The organism is Almyronema sp. (assembly GCF_052168255.1).
Taxonomy (GTDB): domain Bacteria; phylum Cyanobacteriota; class Cyanobacteriia; order Phormidesmidales; family Phormidesmidaceae; genus Sphaerothrix; species Sphaerothrix epifaneia.
Map to the genome: position 1 here is coordinate 1 of NZ_JBQLZL010000054.1, position 19,640 is coordinate 19,640.

General features: G+C 50.2%; 20 protein-coding genes. 7 read left to right on the top strand and 13 right to left on the bottom strand.

Annotated features, from left to right (window positions below; translation table 11 throughout):
* Window positions 1–3: 3 nt before the first annotated feature.
* The 4 genes from ACTS3T_RS12035 to ACTS3T_RS12050 all read right to left on the bottom strand — a co-directional run bounded on the left by ACTS3T_RS12035 (window position 4) and on the right by ACTS3T_RS12050 (window position 3,965).
* On the bottom strand, window positions 4–558 hold the full coding sequence (locus ACTS3T_RS12035) for a Tfp pilus assembly protein FimT/FimU (RefSeq protein ID WP_377963898.1): 555 nt from the start codon (window positions 556–558) through the stop codon (window positions 4–6).
* Window positions 559–656: 98 nt separating this feature from the next.
* Window positions 657–1,436, bottom strand: a complete 780-nt coding sequence (locus tag ACTS3T_RS12040; protein ID WP_377963900.1) for an ABC transporter permease — start codon at window positions 1,434–1,436, stop codon at window positions 657–659.
* The gene (locus ACTS3T_RS12045; protein ID WP_377963902.1) at window positions 1,433–2,356 is read right to left on the bottom strand and encodes an ABC transporter ATP-binding protein; all 924 of its coding nucleotides are present in this window, start codon (window positions 2,354–2,356) and stop codon (window positions 1,433–1,435) included. The genes ACTS3T_RS12040 and ACTS3T_RS12045 overlap by 4 nt, the downstream gene beginning before the upstream one ends.
* A gap of 250 nt (window positions 2,357–2,606) precedes the next feature.
* Window positions 2,607–3,965, bottom strand: a complete 1,359-nt coding sequence (locus ACTS3T_RS12050; RefSeq protein WP_377963904.1) for a sensor histidine kinase — start codon at window positions 3,963–3,965, stop codon at window positions 2,607–2,609.
* A 193-nt stretch (window positions 3,966–4,158) separates the two neighbouring features.
* On the opposite strand from ACTS3T_RS12050, the gene ACTS3T_RS12055 reads away from it, so the two are divergent.
* From ACTS3T_RS12055 to hetL, 3 genes are all read left to right on the top strand, one after another.
* Window positions 4,159–4,716 carry a peptidylprolyl isomerase gene (locus tag ACTS3T_RS12055; RefSeq protein ID WP_377963906.1) on the top strand — a complete coding sequence of 186 codons (558 nt, stop codon included), beginning with the start codon at window positions 4,159–4,161 and terminating at the stop codon, window positions 4,714–4,716.
* 324 nt (window positions 4,717–5,040) lie between these two features.
* Window positions 5,041–5,592 carry a DUF3122 domain-containing protein gene (locus ACTS3T_RS12060; protein WP_377963908.1) on the top strand — a complete coding sequence of 184 codons (552 nt, stop codon included), beginning with the start codon at window positions 5,041–5,043 and terminating at the stop codon, window positions 5,590–5,592.
* 192 nt (window positions 5,593–5,784) lie between these two features.
* Entirely contained in the window at window positions 5,785–6,498 is a 714-nt protein-coding gene (gene hetL / locus ACTS3T_RS12065) for a heterocyst differentiation pentapeptide repeat protein HetL (protein ID WP_377963910.1), read from the top strand.
* Window positions 6,499–6,506: 8 nt separating this feature from the next.
* On the opposite strand, the gene ACTS3T_RS12070 is transcribed toward hetL, so the two are convergent.
* Window positions 6,507–6,920: a hypothetical protein gene (locus ACTS3T_RS12070; RefSeq protein WP_377963912.1), complete on the bottom strand. Its 414-nt coding sequence runs from the start codon at window positions 6,918–6,920 to the stop codon at window positions 6,507–6,509.
* Window positions 6,921–6,983: 63 nt separating this feature from the next.
* Here ACTS3T_RS12070 and ACTS3T_RS12075 point away from each other — a divergent pair, with 63 nt between their 5' ends.
* Together ACTS3T_RS12075 and ACTS3T_RS12080 are read left to right on the top strand one after the other, a co-directional pair.
* A complete protein-coding gene (locus tag ACTS3T_RS12075; RefSeq protein WP_377963914.1) occupies window positions 6,984–7,976 on the top strand; it encodes an ABC transporter ATP-binding protein in 993 nt (330 codons plus the stop codon).
* A 63-nt stretch (window positions 7,977–8,039) separates the two neighbouring features.
* The gene (locus ACTS3T_RS12080; protein WP_377963916.1) at window positions 8,040–8,813 is read left to right on the top strand and encodes an ABC transporter permease; all 774 of its coding nucleotides are present in this window, start codon (window positions 8,040–8,042) and stop codon (window positions 8,811–8,813) included.
* A gap of 1 nt (window position 8,814) precedes the next feature.
* Here ACTS3T_RS12080 and ACTS3T_RS12085 read toward each other — a convergent pair whose 3' ends face one another.
* The gene (locus ACTS3T_RS12085) at window positions 8,815–9,168 is read right to left on the bottom strand and encodes a DUF4864 domain-containing protein (protein ID WP_462935021.1); all 354 of its coding nucleotides are present in this window, start codon (window positions 9,166–9,168) and stop codon (window positions 8,815–8,817) included.
* A 556-nt stretch (window positions 9,169–9,724) separates the two neighbouring features.
* Between ACTS3T_RS12085 and ygfZ the strand changes: the two genes are divergently transcribed.
* Window positions 9,725–10,801 carry a CAF17-like 4Fe-4S cluster assembly/insertion protein YgfZ gene (gene ygfZ, locus ACTS3T_RS12090; RefSeq protein WP_377963920.1) on the top strand — a complete coding sequence of 359 codons (1,077 nt, stop codon included), beginning with the start codon at window positions 9,725–9,727 and terminating at the stop codon, window positions 10,799–10,801.
* A 59-nt stretch (window positions 10,802–10,860) separates the two neighbouring features.
* Here ygfZ and ACTS3T_RS12095 read toward each other — a convergent pair whose 3' ends face one another.
* The 5 genes from ACTS3T_RS12095 to ACTS3T_RS12115 all read right to left on the bottom strand — a co-directional run bounded on the left by ACTS3T_RS12095 (window position 10,861) and on the right by ACTS3T_RS12115 (window position 15,829).
* Window positions 10,861–11,130: a (2Fe-2S) ferredoxin domain-containing protein gene (locus tag ACTS3T_RS12095; RefSeq protein WP_377963922.1), complete on the bottom strand. Its 270-nt coding sequence runs from the start codon at window positions 11,128–11,130 to the stop codon at window positions 10,861–10,863.
* A complete protein-coding gene (locus tag ACTS3T_RS12100; protein ID WP_377963924.1) occupies window positions 11,131–11,913 on the bottom strand; it encodes an ABC transporter permease in 783 nt (260 codons plus the stop codon). It lies immediately after the preceding gene.
* 28 nt (window positions 11,914–11,941) lie between these two features.
* The gene (locus ACTS3T_RS12105) at window positions 11,942–13,588 is read right to left on the bottom strand and encodes a sensor histidine kinase (protein ID WP_377963926.1); all 1,647 of its coding nucleotides are present in this window, start codon (window positions 13,586–13,588) and stop codon (window positions 11,942–11,944) included.
* Between the two features lie 409 nt (window positions 13,589–13,997).
* Window positions 13,998–14,732 carry an ABC transporter permease gene (locus ACTS3T_RS12110; protein WP_377963983.1) on the bottom strand — a complete coding sequence of 245 codons (735 nt, stop codon included), beginning with the start codon at window positions 14,730–14,732 and terminating at the stop codon, window positions 13,998–14,000.
* A 113-nt stretch (window positions 14,733–14,845) separates the two neighbouring features.
* Complete coding sequence (locus ACTS3T_RS12115) at window positions 14,846–15,829, bottom strand: ABC transporter ATP-binding protein (protein WP_377963928.1); 984 nt, start codon at window positions 15,827–15,829, stop codon at window positions 14,846–14,848.
* Window positions 15,830–16,171: 342 nt separating this feature from the next.
* On the opposite strand from ACTS3T_RS12115, the gene ACTS3T_RS12120 reads away from it, so the two are divergent.
* Complete coding sequence (locus ACTS3T_RS12120) at window positions 16,172–18,217, top strand: hypothetical protein (protein WP_377963930.1); 2,046 nt, start codon at window positions 16,172–16,174, stop codon at window positions 18,215–18,217.
* An 88-nt stretch (window positions 18,218–18,305) separates the two neighbouring features.
* Here the strand turns inward: ACTS3T_RS12120 and ACTS3T_RS12125 are convergent, their stop codons facing one another.
* Window positions 18,306–18,632 carry a hypothetical protein gene (locus tag ACTS3T_RS12125; protein ID WP_377963932.1) on the bottom strand — a complete coding sequence of 109 codons (327 nt, stop codon included), beginning with the start codon at window positions 18,630–18,632 and terminating at the stop codon, window positions 18,306–18,308.
* 140 nt (window positions 18,633–18,772) lie between these two features.
* A complete protein-coding gene (locus tag ACTS3T_RS12130) occupies window positions 18,773–19,507 on the bottom strand; it encodes a 16S rRNA (uracil(1498)-N(3))-methyltransferase (RefSeq protein ID WP_377963934.1) in 735 nt (244 codons plus the stop codon).
* Window positions 19,508–19,640 lie beyond the last annotated feature (133 nt).

The window sequence follows — 19,640 nt, forward strand, 5'->3', positions numbered from 1 at the left end:
GCCTCAATAGCAATAGCGGCCATTTTCATCCGGGTAAGGCTGCTCATTTGCCAGACGTACAGCACCCAGCAAAGTAGAAACGACCACGCAGCGCTTGGTTGCCCCCCCACTTGCACTAGACAACGTCACGCGTCCTTGAAAAGCCAAAGCAGCTACATTGCCTTTGTAGTCGAACTTGGTAGACGGAATATTGCTTTTTCGGCGTAAGTTGGTTTCACTGTCTAAACGGAGGCCAACAGGCAAAACCTGCCAATCCGTCGCCTCTGTCGGCAAAATCGTATCGGGGTGGGTTGTCCATTCAACCCGATCGCCCACCTGACGAACACTAAAGCGCCAGCTTTCTTTAGTCTGAATAGCTTGCTGCTGCGCCTGCCTCAAACCATTAAAAACTTGGCGCTGCCCCACCGTAATCTGATGCCGCTGCCAAAGCGTCAACAAACCAGGCGCAGCGATCGCCATCAGCGTACCCATCAGGCTAATCACCAGCATAATTTCGAGCAGCGTAAAACCTGCCTGCGGGCGGCTGAGCCGAGTTTGAGGCCAGCAAAAATATTTCATACAAAAACACCCTGAACTCGGCTTCAGAGTGCCCCGCCCCTTTTCTAGCTATCTCCGCAAAAACTACAGTTTTAAGGCTTTCAGGGCAAAATGTTGCCCTACCGAAACAGTAGTGGATAAATTCGCTTAGCAGCCAACCCCGTAAAGAGCGTCGTCCAGGCAATCAGCCAGAGTAGCGGCAGCAGCCAGCCATTGGGCAACCCCAGCGGCCACCGCAGCAAATCAACCAGCGCCGATAAAGGCAACAGACTAGCGATTAGCTCCAGCGGCGGCGGTAGCGTACTGCGCGGAAAGTAAGTGCCGCATAGGGTAAACATCGGCACAATAATCAGAAAAATTGGCACATTTATCTGATCAATTTTGCGCACCATCCCCGCCACCAGCAAACCAAACGCCCCAAAGAGTAAGCTCCCCAGCACAATCACTGGCAACGCCAGCAGCAAATGTTCAATGGCATACAGCCGAGCCACAATCGCCACCAGCCCGGTTAGCAAACCAGCAATCATGCCTTTGGTAGCAGCCCAGAGCCAATCCCCCACAAAAACTTCGCTAAAGCTGAGCGGAGCGGTTAAAAGAGCCTGCCAGGTCTTTTGAAAGCTAAGGCGAATAAACGTACTGTAAGCCCCTTCAAAAAAGGACTGAAACAACACCCCAATGCCAATCATGCCGGGGGCAATAAATTGAGAATAAGTCAGCGTATTTTCGCCATAGGTGACATCACCAATCAGCGGTGTTAGCCCAAAGCCAAAGGCCAGCAAGTAGATAATAGGCTCCGATACAGGCGGCAAAAAGTTAACCAGCCAGGTGTTGCGATAAACCTGAAAGTGCCGCCACCAAACCGAGTAAACGCCCCAAGGGGTAATTGATAAAGATTTCATTCCAGCAGACTCCCGGTAAGACGGAGAAAGACATCTTCTAAATTGGCCTGACGGCGAGTGAGTCGCGGCGGATGCAGCGCTTCAATCTGGTTCCATAGCGTTTCTGGCTGGTCACCGGGCAGAGCCAGTAAATAGCCATTGCCAAACAGCCGCCCCCAGACCCCAAAGGTTTGACTGAGGTTTTGGAGCTTCTCTGGTGGGACACCTTCAATTTCAACCACTTCTTGACCAATGACCCGCTGAATCAAATCAGCAGGTGTGCCTTCGTCAATCACCTGTCCCTGCTGCATCAATAGCAGGCGATCGCAGAGTCGCTGGGCTTCATCCATATAATGAGTGGTCAGCAAAACGCCGCAGCCTTGCTGCTTGAGCTGGCTAACCAATCGCCAAAACTCTTGGCGAGCATCGGGATCTAGCCCGGTAGTAGGTTCATCTAAAAACACCAGCTTAGGATAATTAATTAAAGCTCGTGCTAGCACAAGTCGCCGTTTCATGCCGCCTGAGAGTTCGTCAATTTGAGCCTGCGCTCTGTCTTGCAGATTGACTAAACTGAGCAGTTCGGCAGCGCGATCGCGAGCTTTAGCCCCAGTCAGGCGGTAGTGATGGGCGAAGTAAGAGAGGTTTTTGAAAACGGTAAAGTCAGGGTCGAGGTTGTCTTCTTGGGTGACAATGCCCATCTGGGCGCGAGCTTGCTTCCCTTTGCTGGGCAGTTGCCAAGGCCCAAACTGAACAAAGCCACGGGTGGGAATAACAGTGCCGTAGAGCATACCGACGGTTGTTGTTTTGCCAGCTCCATTTGGCCCTAGCAGGCCGACAATTTCGCCGGGATGCAGCGTAAAGTTAATGCCTTGCACGACCGGGCGATCGCCGTAGCATTTCCACAAATCGTAAGCTGTCAGCGTCAAAGCGTCATCAGACATGTCAGCATCCCCAGCCGTTTGATGGCTTGAGTCTAAACGTTGATAGAGAATAAGCCCTGAGGTTCTGGAGCGATATAATGGCTAAAAGCAGAAGGCCGAGGCAGCAGCCAGAATGAAAGGGGTTTGTCAGCGGCTTTCAGCCAGTTAAAGATCTCAACTCTAGGGGCTACAGCTTTATCTATCGTATCTCTCTGAGATCGTATCTTTCTAAGATAGATCGCTGCTTTCCCCCAAATTATCAGCCGCTGAGCTAAACTTCTTTGGCCGACTTCGGTAAACTGACGCTCACAGTTGTGCCTTCACCTAGCTGGCTTTCTAGCCGAATCTGGCCGCGATGATTTTCGACAATCAGCTTAGCGATCGCTAGCCCTAGCCCTGAGCCACTATCGCGGCGGCGACCACGGGCTGGGTCGGCTCGGTAAAAGCGGTCAAACACATGGGGCAAAGCGTCTGGGGCAATGCCTGCCCCCGTATCTTGCACAGCCACCTGTAAGCCTGACTGCCCTTGACGTAAAGGCGCTAGTTCAACAACGATGGTGCCAGCGGCGGGGGTATGTTGCAGGGCGTTGCTAATCAAATTGGTAAACAAACGGATGAGCTGATCGCGATCGCCTTGCAAGGCAAAAGCTGATTCTGAAGCGGCGATCGCTGCTTCATTGGCTCCGGCTAGTTCTGGTAGTCGATAGACCAACTGCACTGATTTTTCCAGAGCGATCGCCTGCTGTTCTTCAATCACCTCACCCAAAAGCTGATCTAGCCAAACCGTTTCTCGCTGTAGCGGTACCAGCCCACTTTCTTGGCGGGTCAAAAATAACAGATCATCCACCAGTCGCCCCAGCCGTCGGGTCAGGCGCTCTATCACCTGCAACTGCCCCTGCTGAAACTGAACGTCGGGTTCGGGGTCAGCTAAAGCTACCTGCACGTTGGTTTGTATCACCGCGATCGGGTTGCGCAATTCGTGGGAAGCATCGGCAGTAAACTGCTTGAGTTGCTGGTAAGACTCTTTAACAGGGGCGATCGCCAAACCCGATAAAAACCAGCCAATCGCCGCCACCACCCCCACCATCAAGCTAATGCCCAGCCCTAAATCAACCATCAAGCGGCGGGTTGGCTTCGTTACCTCAAACCAGGGATGGCTCACCCGCAAATAGCCCAAAACCTGATTGCCTGACTGAATGCGCTGGGTAATCTGCCGCAGCAGCGATGCCTTCGTTAGCCGCACAGTTTCCCCCTGAGGGTTAACATGCAACGGTAGCCGGGGCGGTTCGGCAAAGGTAGACCACAGCAGATCTCCCGTGGGGCTAAACCACTCTAGATCAATGCGATCGTCTTCGGCGGGCGGGGCATTGTCGCGAAAGGTCGCTTCTACATTCACCCGCAGCGGTGGTTCTACAATGCCAATTGCCGTTAAGACCCGTCCCCCCGTTTCGCTAGGTTCAATGACCAAAGAGCGCAACACAATTTCAATAACATGGTTAAGCGTATCGTCTACCCGCTCCACCAGGGTTGTGCGCACATAGAGATAAAAACCGCTGGCAAACAGCAACAATAAAACAGCCGTGACAGCCGTATACCAAAGTGCCAGACGGCGACGCGTCGCTTGAAACATAATCGCCTATGAGCTATCCCACACGGTAGCACAGAGAACCCCAACTGCTTCACAAAGCCCCCTGCCTAAACTGGCTGCCTGCCAACGGTGATGAGTGAAAGCGGTATCATGCAAACTATCGTTGCCCCGGCGTTGACGCTGAGGCGCGATCGCAAATCAATAGCGCAATTAATCAAGCACATAGAGGATTAGCATGTCAGGCGAAGATACCTTAGTGACTAAAAAAGTCTACTTCGACATCACCATTGGCGGTGAACCCGCTGGGCGGATTGTCATGGGCTTATTTGGCGAAACGGTGCCCAAAACCGCCGAAAATTTTCTCCAACTCTGCACTCACGAGCAGGGTTTTGGCTATAAAGGCAGCCGCTTTCACCGGGTAATCAAAGACTTTATGTGCCAGGGGGGCGACTTTACAAACGGCAACGGCACAGGCGGTAAGTCTATCTATGGCCCGCGCTTTGCCGATGAAAACTTTACCCTCAAGCACTATGGGGCGGGGTGGCTGTCAATGGCCAATGCCGGCAGAGATACAAACGGCTCACAGTTCTTTATTACGCTGGTGAAAACGCCCTGGCTCGATGGTAAGCACGTCATTTTTGGCAAAGTTTTAGAAGGCATGGAAGTGGTACGCCAAATTGAGCAGGTTAACACCGATCGCCAAGATAGACCCCAATCAGAGGTGCTGATTGCTGATTGTGGCAGTCTGCCCGTAGACGAACCGTTTGCTGTTGCTAAAGAAAGCGCTGCATAAGGGTTTTGGCTGGTTTTGTTCTACAGCGTGAGGGGTTTGGTGAGCCAGATTCCCCACGCTGTTTGCAGCGGCAGGCTACCGGGTGATGGTTCTGACAACAAGGCGACCTTTGGCAATTGCGCATGGGTCTTAGCGACACATCGGTTTTGAATAAGTGCGGTAGGAGTGAGCAGTGAGCTGCAAACCAGGGCTTGAAATTATCTTTACACTTTTATATAACTAAATAGTGATTTACTCAAGTAAGGTTTACAGATTCCTTCAGCTTCATCCTTGGTCAGGCGAGGCTTAACCCCCTTAGCCCTGCCAAAATCGTAAAGATTCACCATGACCTATCACACGCGAAAAGTCGTTTCTCTGTTAGCAGCAACCGCCCTGGTGGGCTTATTTTTTCTCTGTGCAGTGCTACAGACACCCCCGGCCTTGGCCGCTATTCGACAACTCGAAGAAGCCCCCGGCCAAATTGTCTATCAAGCTCGGCAGACTGTACCCGATCAGCAGGGCGATCGCTGGCAACTGATTGCCTTCAACCGGGTTCGCCCTAACGGCCAGACCAGTTTTTATCTACGGCTGGTGGGGTTTCCTGGCAAGGCCGAAATTGATCGTTCGCGATCGCTGCTGCTGACATCTTCTTTAGGACAACGGCTAACGGCCCAAGAAGCTTCTAGCCAGATCTTTACAGACGCCGCTGCCGCCGCCCCCAATATAGGCCAATACGACCTAAAACCCATCGTGTCGCAGCTAGCGGCAGCCGTTCCCCTACAGCTCACACTCCCCACCCTAAACCAAGACGATGTGCTGCTTACCCTCACTCCCGCGTACATTCAAGAATGGAAAACTGTAGCAGCTTATGAACCGTTGTTTTTGCCGCCAGAATAGCTCTTTTCCGCCAGCGACTGGAAGCGATAGAGTAAGATACTGCGGCAATCGTTAGCGCCTGGTATCACCCAAGGCAGCAGGCAGAGAGCAGAATACAAAAGAAAGCTGTTCTGTCAGCGGCTGGTAGCCATTGAAGCGTCTGAGGACTTGTGGCGACAGCGATCGCGCCCATCAACCCCCGAAGAAAACATTATGGATGGCAAAGAACTGCAACACCAATACGAGGCAGGTGAACGCAATTTTTCTGGACTCAAGCTGCTAGAAATTGAGCTGCTACAGCTTGACTTCAGCGATGCTGACTTTAGCCATGCCGATTTACGTCAGGCTCGCTTAGGTCGGACTCACTTTTGCCGTGCTAACTTTGCCAACAGCGATTTGAGTGAATCTATTTTGTGGGGCAGCGACTTAAGAGAGGCCAATTTGACCCGTGCCCAACTACGAGAGGTAGATTTGAGCGGTGCAATTTTAGCCAACGCCACATTAGCCAACGCCAATCTGGTTAAAGCCAGCTTGTGCGGCGTTAATTTGAGCCACGCCAACTTATCGGCGGCTTGTTTACTAGAGGTTGATTTGCGCCCAACCGCTGACCAAAGAACCGACTTGGGGCAGGCCAATTTGAGTCAGGCTGACCTGAGCTATGGGCTTTTGAGCGGGACTATTTTGCGCGGGGCTAATTTGAGCGGTGCCAAGCTGTGTCGAGCCAAGCTAGGCCGAGATTACCGTCCGGGAGGATTTCCGACTGATTTAGCAGAGGCGAATTTGCAAGGAGCCGACCTGAGCTACGCCGACCTGAGTGGAGTCAATCTAAAAGCAGCCGATCTGCGCGGGGCTGATCTGACAGGCACGCTTTTGCATCAGGCCAATCTGCACCAAGCGCTGATGCCAGACGGCCTACCGCACGAGTAAGCCCTTTTCTACCCGTCGGTTGCCTCTGGGTGCTGAATGCGATATTCAATGTCATCAATTGTCTTAATCACCAGCCGTCGCGCTTGTAAGTTCCAACCCCATTTCTGGATGGCAAAGGCCGCATAGAAGCCGACGCCTGTGGCTATAAAATCGAGCGGCTGCGTCCATGAAATGCCTAGCAGCAAACCCAATCCACCGATGCCCCAAAATGGCAGCGCTACCGTTTGCCGATTTTCTTCAACAATACGAGCAAATGGGTTTTGAGGCATTTCCTCAGCAATTTCACTGCGAATTTGCTGTTGCTGCGATCGCGAAACGGCAAAACTAAACTTGCGGCGTAATTTCTCAATTTTGCGGGCTTCGGTACTGTACTCAGTTAACTCGTCTTCGGCCATCGCAATTAGCTGATCTTTCTGGCTCATGGTTTCACGTTAGGATAATGAGAGATTCTTAAGAAAGGTTAAGGCATTACGTGCCCGGACGCTATGACGCTGGATCTTCCCTCATTTCCCACCACTCAACCAGAGTCGCCCTCTCCGGCAGCAGCCGTGGCTTTGGCCGTACACCACCTCCGCAAAAGCTATGGCCGGGGTAAAAAGCGCTTTGAGGCTGTGCGGGACGTCAGTTTGACGATTCAAGCGGGTGAGGTGTTAGCCTTTTTGGGGCCTAATGGAGCCGGAAAAACCACCACTATCAAGATGATTGCAGGTTTAATTCGGCCCGATAGCGGTCAGGTTCGCATTGCTGGCCTCGATCCCCATCGCCAAAGTCGGGCGCTTAAGCAAGTAGGGGCGGTGCTAGAAGGCAATCGCAACCTCTATTGGAAACTCACAGCCCTAGAAAATTTAGACTATTTTGGCGTGCTACGTGGCCTGCCTAGTCGGCTAGCCCGACAGCGAGGACTCAAGCTGCTAGAACAGTTTGACCTGACAGCCAAGCGCCAGACCCCGGTGCAAAAGCTATCACGGGGTATGCAACAAAAGCTGGCGATCGCGGTTGCGTTAATCCATCAACCGCAACTGCTGCTGCTAGATGAACCAACGCTGGGTCTAGATGTAGAAGCGGGTGAAACGGTTAAAGCCCTGGTACGGCAAATTGCTCAGTCAGGCTGTGCCATTTTGCTAACTACCCACCAGCTCGATGTTGCTGAAGAACTTTCAGATCGGGTGGCTGTGATCCGCCAGGGAGAAATCATTGCCGAAAAACCCACTCAGGCGCTCATTCGGCAGTTTTCTGGCTCTACCTACCGGATCACGTTTGAAGGCAGCTTGAGTGACCTGCAAAAACAGGCGATCGCTGCTTTAGGCGCTGTCATTACGGCTGAACAGATCACCTTTGCCGGAGAACCCGCCCAGCTCTATCAGCTACTCGATCAGCTCAAACCGTTACCGTTAGTGGCCGTCACCAAAGATCAGGCCGACCTCACCCAGGTTTTCTTAAAGCTGGTACGGGGAGAGTCAACCTCCCCTCTCGCCTGAGTGTTTGCTTGTTGCCTGTTTATTCCTTTAGCTGCTAGCGCATCTGCCACTTTTCTCACCTCCATGCTTGAACTTCTAATTGGCGAACTCAAACGTACCTGGATCCAGTTCATTCGCTATCCAGCAGAAGTGATTGCTGGCTTGTTTATTGTCACTACCGTCTTTTATGGCTTGTTTCTCAGCGCTCAGTATATGGCTGGGCCTAGTATGGGGTTTGGCGATCGCTTAGAGGCTGTTGTCATTGGCTATGTCGCCTGGACGCTGATTTTGTACATCGTCAACGATATTGCCATTGGCTTACAGCTAGAAGCCCAAACAGGCACCCTGGAGCAGGTTTTTCTTTCTCCCTTCGGGGCACCGAAAGTCTTTATTGCCCGAGCCTTTGCTAGCTTGGCCTTACGCATGACGCTGATTGTGCTGATTCTGGCCATTTTGATTGGCATTACGGGCAGTCGCTTGGCCTTTCCGCCAACGCTAATTTTGCCGCTAATAACGATGCTGATGGCAGGGTATGGTTTAGCCTTTTTTATGGGGGCTTGTGCCTTGATCTTTAAGCGTGTGCAGCAGGTATTGGGCGTTTTTCAGTTTGCTTTGCTGTTTTTGCTAGCAGCTCCAACCGAAGAATGGAGCGGAGCGGGGTATTGGCTGGCTCAGCTTTTGCCCATGCTGCCTAGCACTGGCTTGCTACGTGATTTAATGGCTCGGGGGGAAGCGCTCGACCTGTGGCAGCTTGGCATTGCGATCGCCAACGGTGGATTTTACTTTGGAGCTGGGTTATTTCTGTTTCACTGGGCCGAACAGCAAGCCAAACGTCGCGGCTTGTTGGGCGGTTATTAGGTTATTCATCTACTGCAAACAGAAAGAAGTCTTGAATCAGCCATCTGTCAGCCTTTTGTTTTTCCATCAGGTACATGGCTCGAAACAGTTCAGCCCGCTGAGACAAAAACATGACAAGCTGAGTAGGCGTGTTTTGAAAAAAGGTTAAGCCTTCAAAAACGACAGAGCTAGGGCGATACAGGGGTGCGTAGTCTGTTTTGATTAAGTGTAAAAAGTTATCTGCCGTCTTGAATTTTTGCTGGATTTTAGGGGCAACCAAAGCAAAGGCGGCATAGCTATCATTCGCTTGAAAAGCTTTGAGTTGATCTTCGATTACCAGGCGAATTGCGACTTGCTCTGATTGAATCAGCGTCATTCGGATGCACTCAATCTAACTTCTCAATTATTGCCAGCTTTAGCAAAAACGGGATAGCCGCAAAGGCTATTTAGGCAAAATTTTGCTTATTTGGGATAAACTGCAAAAGATAAGGGGAACATATTGACTACAATTTTAGACATTTGATAGACTTCTTGGCTACGCTTGCGCAGATTAAAATTTCTTCTTTGTCAGCAATTTTAGTCAGATTCTTTGATTGAGATTGTAATTCCTTAAGCCCGCTCTGACGGAGTTTCAAAGCACGTCGCTTACTTTGTAACCTGCACCCTCAACCTCTATCCTCAGCTTAAAAGCGAGGCTTTGATTGCCTTGCCTCTAGCTGTTGAGAAATCAGTTGTAAAACGGCAATTCATCTGCTCTAAACGGTGCGATCGCTCTTAAACTGACGATTGTCGCTGAGGCTCCTCCGGATAAATTAACAAAACGAAAACGTCATTCAAGTCGCCTGATCTTTTGGCGCTTGCCAGCGGCTCAAAGTTTCGCGGTTGAAAGAAGCCAGTAAAATAGGAATAGCTATCCCTATGATGAAAGCAGTATGAGGCAACCTTTGGCAGTGATCCAAGCCCAAGCAGGGGCAATTTTTAGCGACGAAGACGCCACTTTGCCCCTAAGCTTTGGTAACGACGTTTTGGCGTATGAAACTGCCCAAACGGGCGTGGCGATCGCCGATCGCTCACACTGGGGCAAAATTCGCGTTGCTGATAGCGATCGCCTGCGGTTTTTGCACAATCAAACCACCAACGACTTTCAGCTACTACAGCCAGGACAGGGCTGTGACACCGTATTTGTGACTTCTACTGCCCGCACGCTTGATTTAGTCTCGGCTTATCTAGAAGCCGACTCCGTTTTGCTATTAGTATCACCAGGGATGCAGCAAAAGCTGATTGACTGGATGGATCGCTACATTTTCTTTGCTGACAAGGTGAAGCTAGAAGATGTCACCGACGAGATGGCTGCGTTTAGTCTATTGGGACCTCAAAGCGATCGCCTGATAACCCAGCTAGGAGCAGAGTCTTTAATTAGTCAGCCTATAGCTAGCCATCAAAACTTAGAGATTGACGGCTTTCAGGTTATGGTTGCCGTCGGCAGTGGCTTGGTTAGCCCAGGCTATACGCTCTTTGTGCCGACAGAGTTTGCAGCGCAGCTTTGGCAACGGCTAACTGAAGCAGGCGCGGTTTCGTTGGGAGAGCAGGTTTGGCAGCAGCTACGCATTGAGCAAGGCCGCCCCATGCCAGCAACCGAGCTAACAGAAGATTTTAATCCTCTAGAAGCAGGGCTTTGGCAAACCATCTCTTTTGACAAAGGCTGCTACATCGGCCAAGAAACTATCGCTCGCCTCAACACCTATCAGGGAGTCAAGCAACAACTGTGGGGCATTCAGCTCGATCGCGACGTGCCGCTACAGTCAACCGTGATGTGCGATCAAGAGAAGGTCGGTGTGCTGACCAGTTTGGTACAAACGCCTACAGGGATTAAAGGCTTGGCCTATATTCGCACCAAAGCAGGGGGTAACGGCTTATCTGTCACGGTAGCGGGTGCTGAAGGTACTATTGTTGATATTCCTTTTTCGACGCGGGGTTATCTCAGCCCTGAAGCTGCAGCTTCTACCTAAACAGCAAAGCTAGCCTACCCCAGGCAAATACCTTAGCTACAGGCAAGATTGGCTTGCTGCTACACAGCATGAAACTTCTGATAAAGCCAGGGCTGTACGGGTGCGCCTTGCTGCAGATGTTGCTCAACAATAATCGGTACCTGACGGGGCTGAACCCGGTCATACCAAATTGCCTCAGGCAAAACAATCACCATTGGCCCATTGCCGCACTGCCCTAAACAGCCGCTACGTTCAGCAGCCACTTTGGCTTGCTGAAAAGCTTTTAAGACTTGAGCTGCGCCATATTTGCGACAGCTTGTATTTTGACACACTAAAACACGACGGTTCATTTAGCTAGAAGCACTGGTATAAAATCGCAAAGCAAAGCGCCAAAACAACCGTGAAGCCTGAAACAGCGCGATCGCTAGCAGCACTGAAGCAAAAACCCACTCCCAGTCTACTCGCTGCAATAACGTTTCGGCTGGCACCGTTGTTAAAAAAGCAACTGGCACAATGAAAGTAAAAAAGACTCGGTAAGCCGCCGGATACGCTGCCATTGGGAACCGCCCCGCTTCAATCAGACCGCGCAAAACCTCAGTCACGTTGTAGATTTTGACAAACCAAATGCTGGTAGCTCCCAACATAAACCAGAGGCTATAGAGGCTGATTGCTCCTAGCAGCAGCGGCGGCAGCGCCCGCAAATAATCGCCAGGGTTGACGCCCAAACGAACGCCCGCATAAATAATGGTTCCTAACCCAAAGCAAACATCTGTCAGCCCCCAGGGTGAGAGCGCCCGCGTCGAAAGCCAAAACTGAGAGCTAATCGGCTTGAGCAAAACAAAGTCTAAAGTTCCTTCCTGAACGTGCCGGACAATTTTATTCAGGTTAGGCGCTAAAAAAGTTGCCGCTACTCCTTGCAACACTGTAAAAATGCCCAACACAATCAGGGCTTCTTCCCAACTCCAGTTCTGAAACTCGTATCCGGTTTGATAGAAAAGAAACAGCCCAAACAAACTACCCACCAAACTGCCAAAGCTGCTAAGTGCTGCAATCAAAAAATTGAGCCGATACTCTAGCTCAGCTGCGATCGCCGTACTCCAAAACAGCCATAAAACCTGTCTGTAGCGATGCATCAACCGTATAGTTCCTTTTCATCAGCGCCTAATGTTTAGCAGACATTTGCCGTAGCGGCAAAGTCAGGGTAAAGGTGGTGCCTTCTCCCAAAACTGAATCACATGTTATCTGGCCTTGGTGGTTCTGAGTAACCACCTGATAGCTGATTGACAAACCTAAGCCTGTTCCTTTACCCACTGGTTTGGTTGTAAAAAAAGGATCAAAAATTTTGCTGCGAATTTTCTCCGACATGCCAGAGCCGCTGTCTTGAAACGTGAGCTGAACAGCCTTATCAGCGATCGCCTGGGTAGAAATAATAATGTAATCAGGGGAGAAATCAGCGGCTGATGGCGCAGCGGACTGCCGCTTTTCTTGAATTGCATCAATGGCGTTGTTAAGCAAATTCATAAAAACCTGATTAAGCTGGCCACCGTGGGCTTCAATGGCAGGCAGCGAACCGTAGTTTTTAACTATGTCAATGCCGGGACGGTCTGCTTTTTTCTTGATGCGATTTTGTAAAATCAGTAAGGTATCTTCTAAGCCTTGATGAATATCAAACTGATTAATTCCATCGCGATCAAGGCGAGAAAAATTGCGCAGAGATAGCACGATCTGGCGAATGCGTTCTGCTCCTACCCGCATTGAATCTAAAGATTTAGGTAAATCATCAATTAAAAACTCAATATCAATATCACGCGCAAATCGATCAATCTCTCCTACAGTAGCCGGATAATTTTTTTGATAAAGTCGGATCAGCTTGGTTAAATGACCAAACTGCTCGGATAAATATTCTAAATTGCCGTAAATAAAGCCAGCAGGATTGTTAATTTCGTGCGCCACACCTGCCACCATTTGGCCTAAGCTAGACATCTTTTCGCTGTGAACTAGCTGAATTTGAGCTTGCTGCAAGTTCCCCAACGTGTTTTCCAAAACGTCGGCTTGTCTTTTGTAATCAGCTTGTGACTGTTGTAAAGCAGTATGCTGCTGTCGAATAATTTGATCAGCCCGTTTAATTAACAGAAACAAAACACTATAAAGACCCGCTAAAATCAGCAAACTGCCGAGCAAAATTGTCTGCCGGGTCTGGTAAATTTGTTGAAATAGAGGCGTAACGTCGCTATAGAGTTCAACAACGCCCTCAACCTCATTCCCCGACGATGACTGAATAGGAACATAGCTAGAGAGTAAATCGCGATCGCTCACCTGTCCCTGAATAGCCCGAAATGAGCTACGGTGACCGAGTTGACTCACCACCTGCCCAGATCTAGCAATCACAAAATTGCGATTGCTGACAGCCATCTCCCCAATCTGACTAACCTCTGTTGAAAAAACAGTGCGGCCTTTGAGGTCAAAAATTTTAACTTTAACGACCGATAGCCCTCTCATCTGGGTAAAAACAGCCCGCTGCAATTGATAAGATTTTGGATGTTTTCTTAAGTCTTCATCTGATAAGCTGCTGGTAGATCGAAGAAAGCGAGAAAACTCCGGCCAAAGGGTGTTAGAAAAAGACTTGGTCAGGGCAATGTTTTGTTCTTCGGTGAGATGAATTAAGTTTTTAACCGACTGTTGATAGTAAAAGTAATTAAGGGCGATCGCCGTTAAGGTAAACGCAATTAATCCACTGAAGGCAAAGTATCTGAGAAGTTGAAACCTTTGCACTTGCTTCAGCTTTCTTTGAGCAGAGGCCAGCCGCATTCGCTTGAAAAAACCAAGCATCCTACAAACCGGAAAATAGGTTCTAGGATGAAAGAGTTTAAACAACATGTTTATTGCGCTTATATTTAGCAAGTGGATTATGTAAAGATAGTTAGCATCATTTTTAAGTTTGTGTTTTAATACGAAAAGTAAAAATGTAAAAACAAACTTAAAGTCTAAACTTTCCTAGTCTTACTAGACTAACTTTACTTATTTCAGAATTTAATCCGATAGATGGCCGATATCGCTGACGATAACTCAGCCAATTCCCACAGTTTCGGGCGGGACAGCGCTTTGTCTGCCAGCAGCGATCGCTCACAGTATGCCCCACTTGCCGCAGTCGCTAAAAGAGCTGCTTGCTGTAGTAGCGGCTACCCTAAAGGCATACAGTCTTGCTTTGCCAGTACAGCTAAGCTCCCATGCCAGAATATTGCTTGAGTCCTCTACGCCAAAGCCAGCGGTTTAGCCCAAAAAAAAGGATGCCCCAACCCAGCATCGTCAAAAAGCCTTGGGTGTAGTTAACGGGCATTCCAACTAAAATGCTAGCCGGAAAGTAAATCAAATACGGAAAAGGCGTCCAAAGGACAACGGCGCGAATGGCGGCTGGAAACATCTCTAGCGGCGCTAACATGCCAGAAAGAAATAGATATAGCAAAAACCAAAACTGCTCAACTGCACTGGCTCGCTCTGTCCAAAACGCCAATATCGCTGAGGTATACTGCATCAAAAATCGCAGGCAAAAAGACAGCGAAACCGTAATCAATCCCAGGGCGATCGCTTTAACGCTAGGCAACCAGATGGCCTGCGGGTATAGCAGAAAAAACACGCCCACCAGTACAGCTGCCAAAGGTAAGCGGGCAAACCGTTCCGCCACATGGCTAAAAAAATGACGCCAAACAGGATCAATTGGCTGTAGCAGGTTAGGCGACAGTTTGCCCTCTAGTACCTCCCGCTCAAACTCCCAAACGACCCAAACGACCGTAAATTGCCTCACTAAAAAAACAGCCAGAAAATAGCGAATAAATTCAACTGGCTGCAAACCAAACTGACCGCTACGCGCAGCTTCTACCCAGATGCCCATCAAAATCAGCGGAAAAGTTCCCGACAGCACCCAAAACAGCAGCTCTGCCCGGTATTCCACCATGTAAGCGTAATAGACCAGCAGCAGAGTTTTGATTAAGTGCAGTAGTTTAGCGGAGCGCGAACGGATTTTGGCCTGAGGCCGCGCTGGGTTGGGTCGATTTTGCTGAACAGACATTAGGCGATCGCTCCTGCTTGAAAAACTCGACCAATCACCTCTTCAACGGGCGGATCGGTTACGGTTAAATCTTTAATATCCAAATCGGCTAACAAGCGAGCCACCGTCTGCGTTAGCGCCTCGCGCCGCACAATCAAGCTAGCGACACAGCCTTCAAAAGTTTCTAGCTCGCCGTAGCTGGCTAAATCTTCAGCGTTGACCTGGCAATCTAACTCAATTTTGACCTCTCGGTAAGGGGCAAACTGCTCTAGCAATTTGTCTAAACTGCCGTCATAAATAAGCTGTCCCTGGTAAATCAACAAAACTCGCTCACAGAGAGCCGTAATATCAGCCATATAGTGACTGGTCAACAGCACTGTTGCCCCATAGCGGCGGTTATATTCCTGCAAAAAGCTGCGGACAGCCACTTGAGCATTGACATCTAGACCGAGTGTGGGTTCGTCTAAAAACAAAATTTGCGGTCGGTGCAAAAGGGCTGCTAGCATCTCGGCTTTCATCCGTTCTCCCAACGAAAGTTTGCGTACGGGCTGACTGAGTTTGTCGGCTAGCGCCAGCATTTCAGCCAACTCTGCCACTCGATAGCGAAACTCCTTGTCTGAAAGTCCGTAAATTGCGGCGTTAATTCTGAGCGAATCCATGGCGGGTAAGTCCCACAGCAATTGCTGCTTTTGCCCCATCACCAGCGTAATCTGGTGCAAAAAATCTACAGGTCGCTGAAAGGGCGTATATCCTGCTACCTGCACCTGTCCGGCAGACGGATGGATCAACCCTGTCAGCATTTTTAGCGTTGTGGTTTTACCCGCTCCATTCGGCCCCAAAAACCCCACCACTTCACCCGGTTGAATCTCAAAAGAGATGGCTTGCACAGCCTCGATATAACGATAAGTGCGGCGAAAGAAATGCCGCAAGGTTCCCTTTAATCCAGGTTGCTTAATGGCAACCGGATAGCGCTTACTTAAGTGGTCTACGTGGATGATCGACATCAGCATGACTCGGCAGGACTTAAGCACTACTCTATCGAGTCAGTCTGGCTGAGAACTATCCCTTTCAGGATGGAGTTCTCTAGAGTGGGCAACTGGATAAAACCTGGCTTTAAACAGAAAGAGTACCCTCCAGGGTACTGCTAGCAAGCATTTCCGGCTTTTAGAGTGAAAAAGTCTAAATCGACACTTGCTTAATTTATCCTCGCCTCAGGCAGGCTAGCGCATTAGCAGACAGGTAAAAAACGGCTGCAACAGCGATCGCGGCTGAGCCAACGCCTTGCTCTAGCATTACCCCCCTAGCAAGCGTCGATGTTTCGCAGATAGTAAAGAAGCAGGCTTAAAATGCTAAGAACAGAAATTAATCCCGATCGCCAACCGCTCAACAAGCTTCAAAGTCAACGCCTCGCTGCCCTCAGCGAACTCAGCGTTAAAGAAATTGCAGGTCTAAGCGTAGCTGAAATTAGCGAAAAGTTTAGATGGCGTATTGATCCAGAACTGCTCTTATTCCGTCGCCTTTGTGGCCGGGTAGTCAAGCAAGATCCAGACACAGGCGCTGAATACCCAGTTCCCTTTGCCACCGTTCATGTCGAAGATACAGACTGCAACTTTCTCGGCTTTTTTCCTAAAGCTTCTCCCTGGAGCTGGCTATTTCCGACCTTCTGCCGTCGCGAAGAAATTGCCACCGTAACGACTGACGCCTGTGGCCGCTTCTGTGTCTACATTCCCCGCTGGGAAATTGACTGGATCTTGCGCTTCCGCCGAGAACGCTTTTGCTTTCCCGATATTTTCATCAAACCTTCTATCCGCGATTTACTAGCAGAACTGCAAACGCCCGACGTGATTCGGCCTCCTCAGCCTCAACCTGACCCCATTCCCCTGCTCAAAGACGGCGGTTTGACCCTCCAGCGAGCTGAGCAACTCGTCGGCGCGGCCACCGCTCGCAAGCTAGCAGCCTTAGAAGCCAGCGCCACCTTTGGTAGCACAACCTTACAGCAGCAGCAGCTATTGGCTAGCAGTGGGTTTAGCCAACCGCTACCCCCCCCGCTGCCTACAAAGCTTAGAGAACTGCGCCACAGCGACCAAGCTAATCAAGCGATGGACAAAATGCGGCTTAACATCGCTGCACAGCTCAAGCTAGATGCTCAGCGTTTAGAGGGCTTAGACTTCGATCGCTATGTAGGGCCTTTCCGCCGTTGCGTAGACTTCGTCATTCCAGAATGGACGCCCATTTTTGATGTTCCTGACATTACCTTCCGAGTCACGCAAGATGTCGATGGCGACGGCGATGAAGAAGTCATCTACGCTGAGAGCTTCTTTGATGTCCGCTGGAATTCTGGCTCTCTTCCAGACGTTAAGCTGGTTGCCTCTCAAATTGCCCTAGCTGGCGTAGCTTGTGATGCTCCCCCGGTTGCCTGTCAGGATGTGGCTTCGATTACCTCAGTAGGGCTAATGCCCGTCGTTAATCCCGCCAGCCCTACTGATCCTTATCATGATGCTGTCAGCGGCTATGGTCGCCGTCCTAACCGTCCCCATCCTTCTGGGGCATTGGTAGATCCCCTGCCGAACCCGCTAGCCGAAGTACCTTACGCTGGTACACTTCAGCTCTATGGCTGCAACCAGGTGCAAGGGGCTAGCTTTTATCGTCTCCGCTACCGCTTCAACAATGGCGCTGCTATCCCGTTTACGGGGCTGAGCTGGCCACTTTATCGTTTAGTGGGTGGCGTGAGCCAGATTTTTTGGCAAAGTGCCGATACAGCTGGCTGGTACCCCGTTTTGCCTGCTACTGAAAATTGGTCGCCTGCCAACTTGCTGCTTAACTGGCCCACTCGCAGCTATCAAAATGGTTTGTATACCGTTGAAGTTGAATTAGGCAATGCCAGTAAAGAAGTGATTGGTAGCGCCACTCCTATCAACTTCCGGGTGGATAATTCAGCGCCAACTGCTCAGTTTACGCAACTGCGCTGGCGAGTTGAAGGTGGCATTTGGAGTGAGCCAATAGAGTTGATTTGCCCGGTGATTCAACGGCCCATCATTGCGGGTCAGCCAGCTAACCTTGAGTTTGAAGTCAGCTACCTGGCAACCGCTAGCCACCTGCGCTCCGTTTCCTTGAGTGGGGGGGGGTGTGGCAGTGGCAGCCCCATCCTTAGCTCGGCGTTGAGTACGGCTCAGCACTGGCACAGCGACCCGGCTGACAACAGCGTTACGAATGTTGCCACATTTTCATTGCCGGGTAATGCCGCTCAAGGCGCTTATAGCTTTAGCCTGTTTGCTTCGAGTCGAGCCTTTAATCCGGCGGGCGGCGATGGCGGATTTGAAGCGGATTGGAATTACGATCCGTTGGAAATCTACGTCATTCCTAGATTGCCAGTAGCGGTTGTCAATGTGTAGTCGCACGGTTCTCTAATCACATCCTGTCATTGAGTTAAATGGGGGTAGCGGCTTTGTCGGTGACAAAGCCGCTGCTTAAACATAAAAGTTAGAACTTAGCTTCTTTTTGAAGCAGCTCCTCAATGGTGAGATTGGGTTGAGAAGTGCCGTCAAAGACGCTGCCAACTTTGCGATTTTGAAAGTGTTTGAGGGCTAAACGATAGGCTTCACTCGGTAGCGCCACATAGCCTACCATGGGAACAAGCGTCCGAGCATTGGCTAAATAATACTCAATAAAAGCGGCAAGTTCTGGGTTGCTAGTTGAGGTTGCCTCCGTTTTTACGGCTTCTGCCGGGATATTGGCAACTGGGGCTGAGCAGCTTGCGATCGCCGTTAAACCCCAAAGAAGACTGCCCCTGTAAAGTGTCTTATTCATAAAAATTTCAGTCATTGAGCATTAAAATTTAATGCTCATATTGTCTGTCGAAGGGTTTAGTCGGCGTCAAGCTTTCCAGACAACATTGTTAGCTTTGATCAATTAATTTTTGTGCTAATTTCTCTTAAGAAAATTATTAATTAGACACCTTTAAGCCGCTCTGATTTCAACGTATAGACAGCGTTAATTAGGGTTAAAGCCGCCAAAGGCGCAGTTACCGCCCGCAAAACTGTTGACCCCAGTGAGACGACTTGATACCCAGCGGCGATCGCTTCGTTAACTTCTGCCGTCGTCCAGCCGCCTTCTGGCCCGGTGGCTACTAGCAACGCGGCAGACGGCCTTTCTAGCAAGCAGGTTAGTAAATGTGGCTGCTGTTGGCGGGCGCTACACAGGTAAAGCGGTTGGTCGGCGGCGGTTGTTTGTAATAGCTGCTTAAAAGATCTCGGTTCGTCTACCACAGGAACCACAAGGCGCTCTGACTGCTCAGCCGCTTCTGTAGCAATCCGTTGCCAGCGCGTAAGTTTTTGGGCGCTAGGACGCAGCAGCGTGCGATCGCTAATCAGCGGCCAAATCTCCGTAACACCTAGCTCTGTTGCCTGCCGCACCACCTCATCAAACCCACTGCCTTTTGGCAACGCAGCCGCCAACACCACCTGCGGCAAGGGCACAGACTCAGCCGCGACGGCATCTAAAAGTTGGGCGGTAGCCGCTGAGTCTGTGAGCATGGCTAACCACTGTTGCCCACGACCATCTAGCGCTAAAAAGCGATCGCCCGCCTGAAGCCGCAAAACCCGTCGCAGATAGTGCTGTTGCTCTAGCGTAAGCTGAATGTGGTTGGCTTGAAGCTGGGCAGAAGTAATCGTCAAACGCTGCACGGCAAAATGGCTGAGATGGAATTATCGAGTCAGGATCGAATCAGGTCAGTATAGCGATAGCCACCAAGATTAATACCAATTCTTCAAAAGAAAGGTACAGATGAGAATGACGAAACGTATGCAGAGCAAAGAC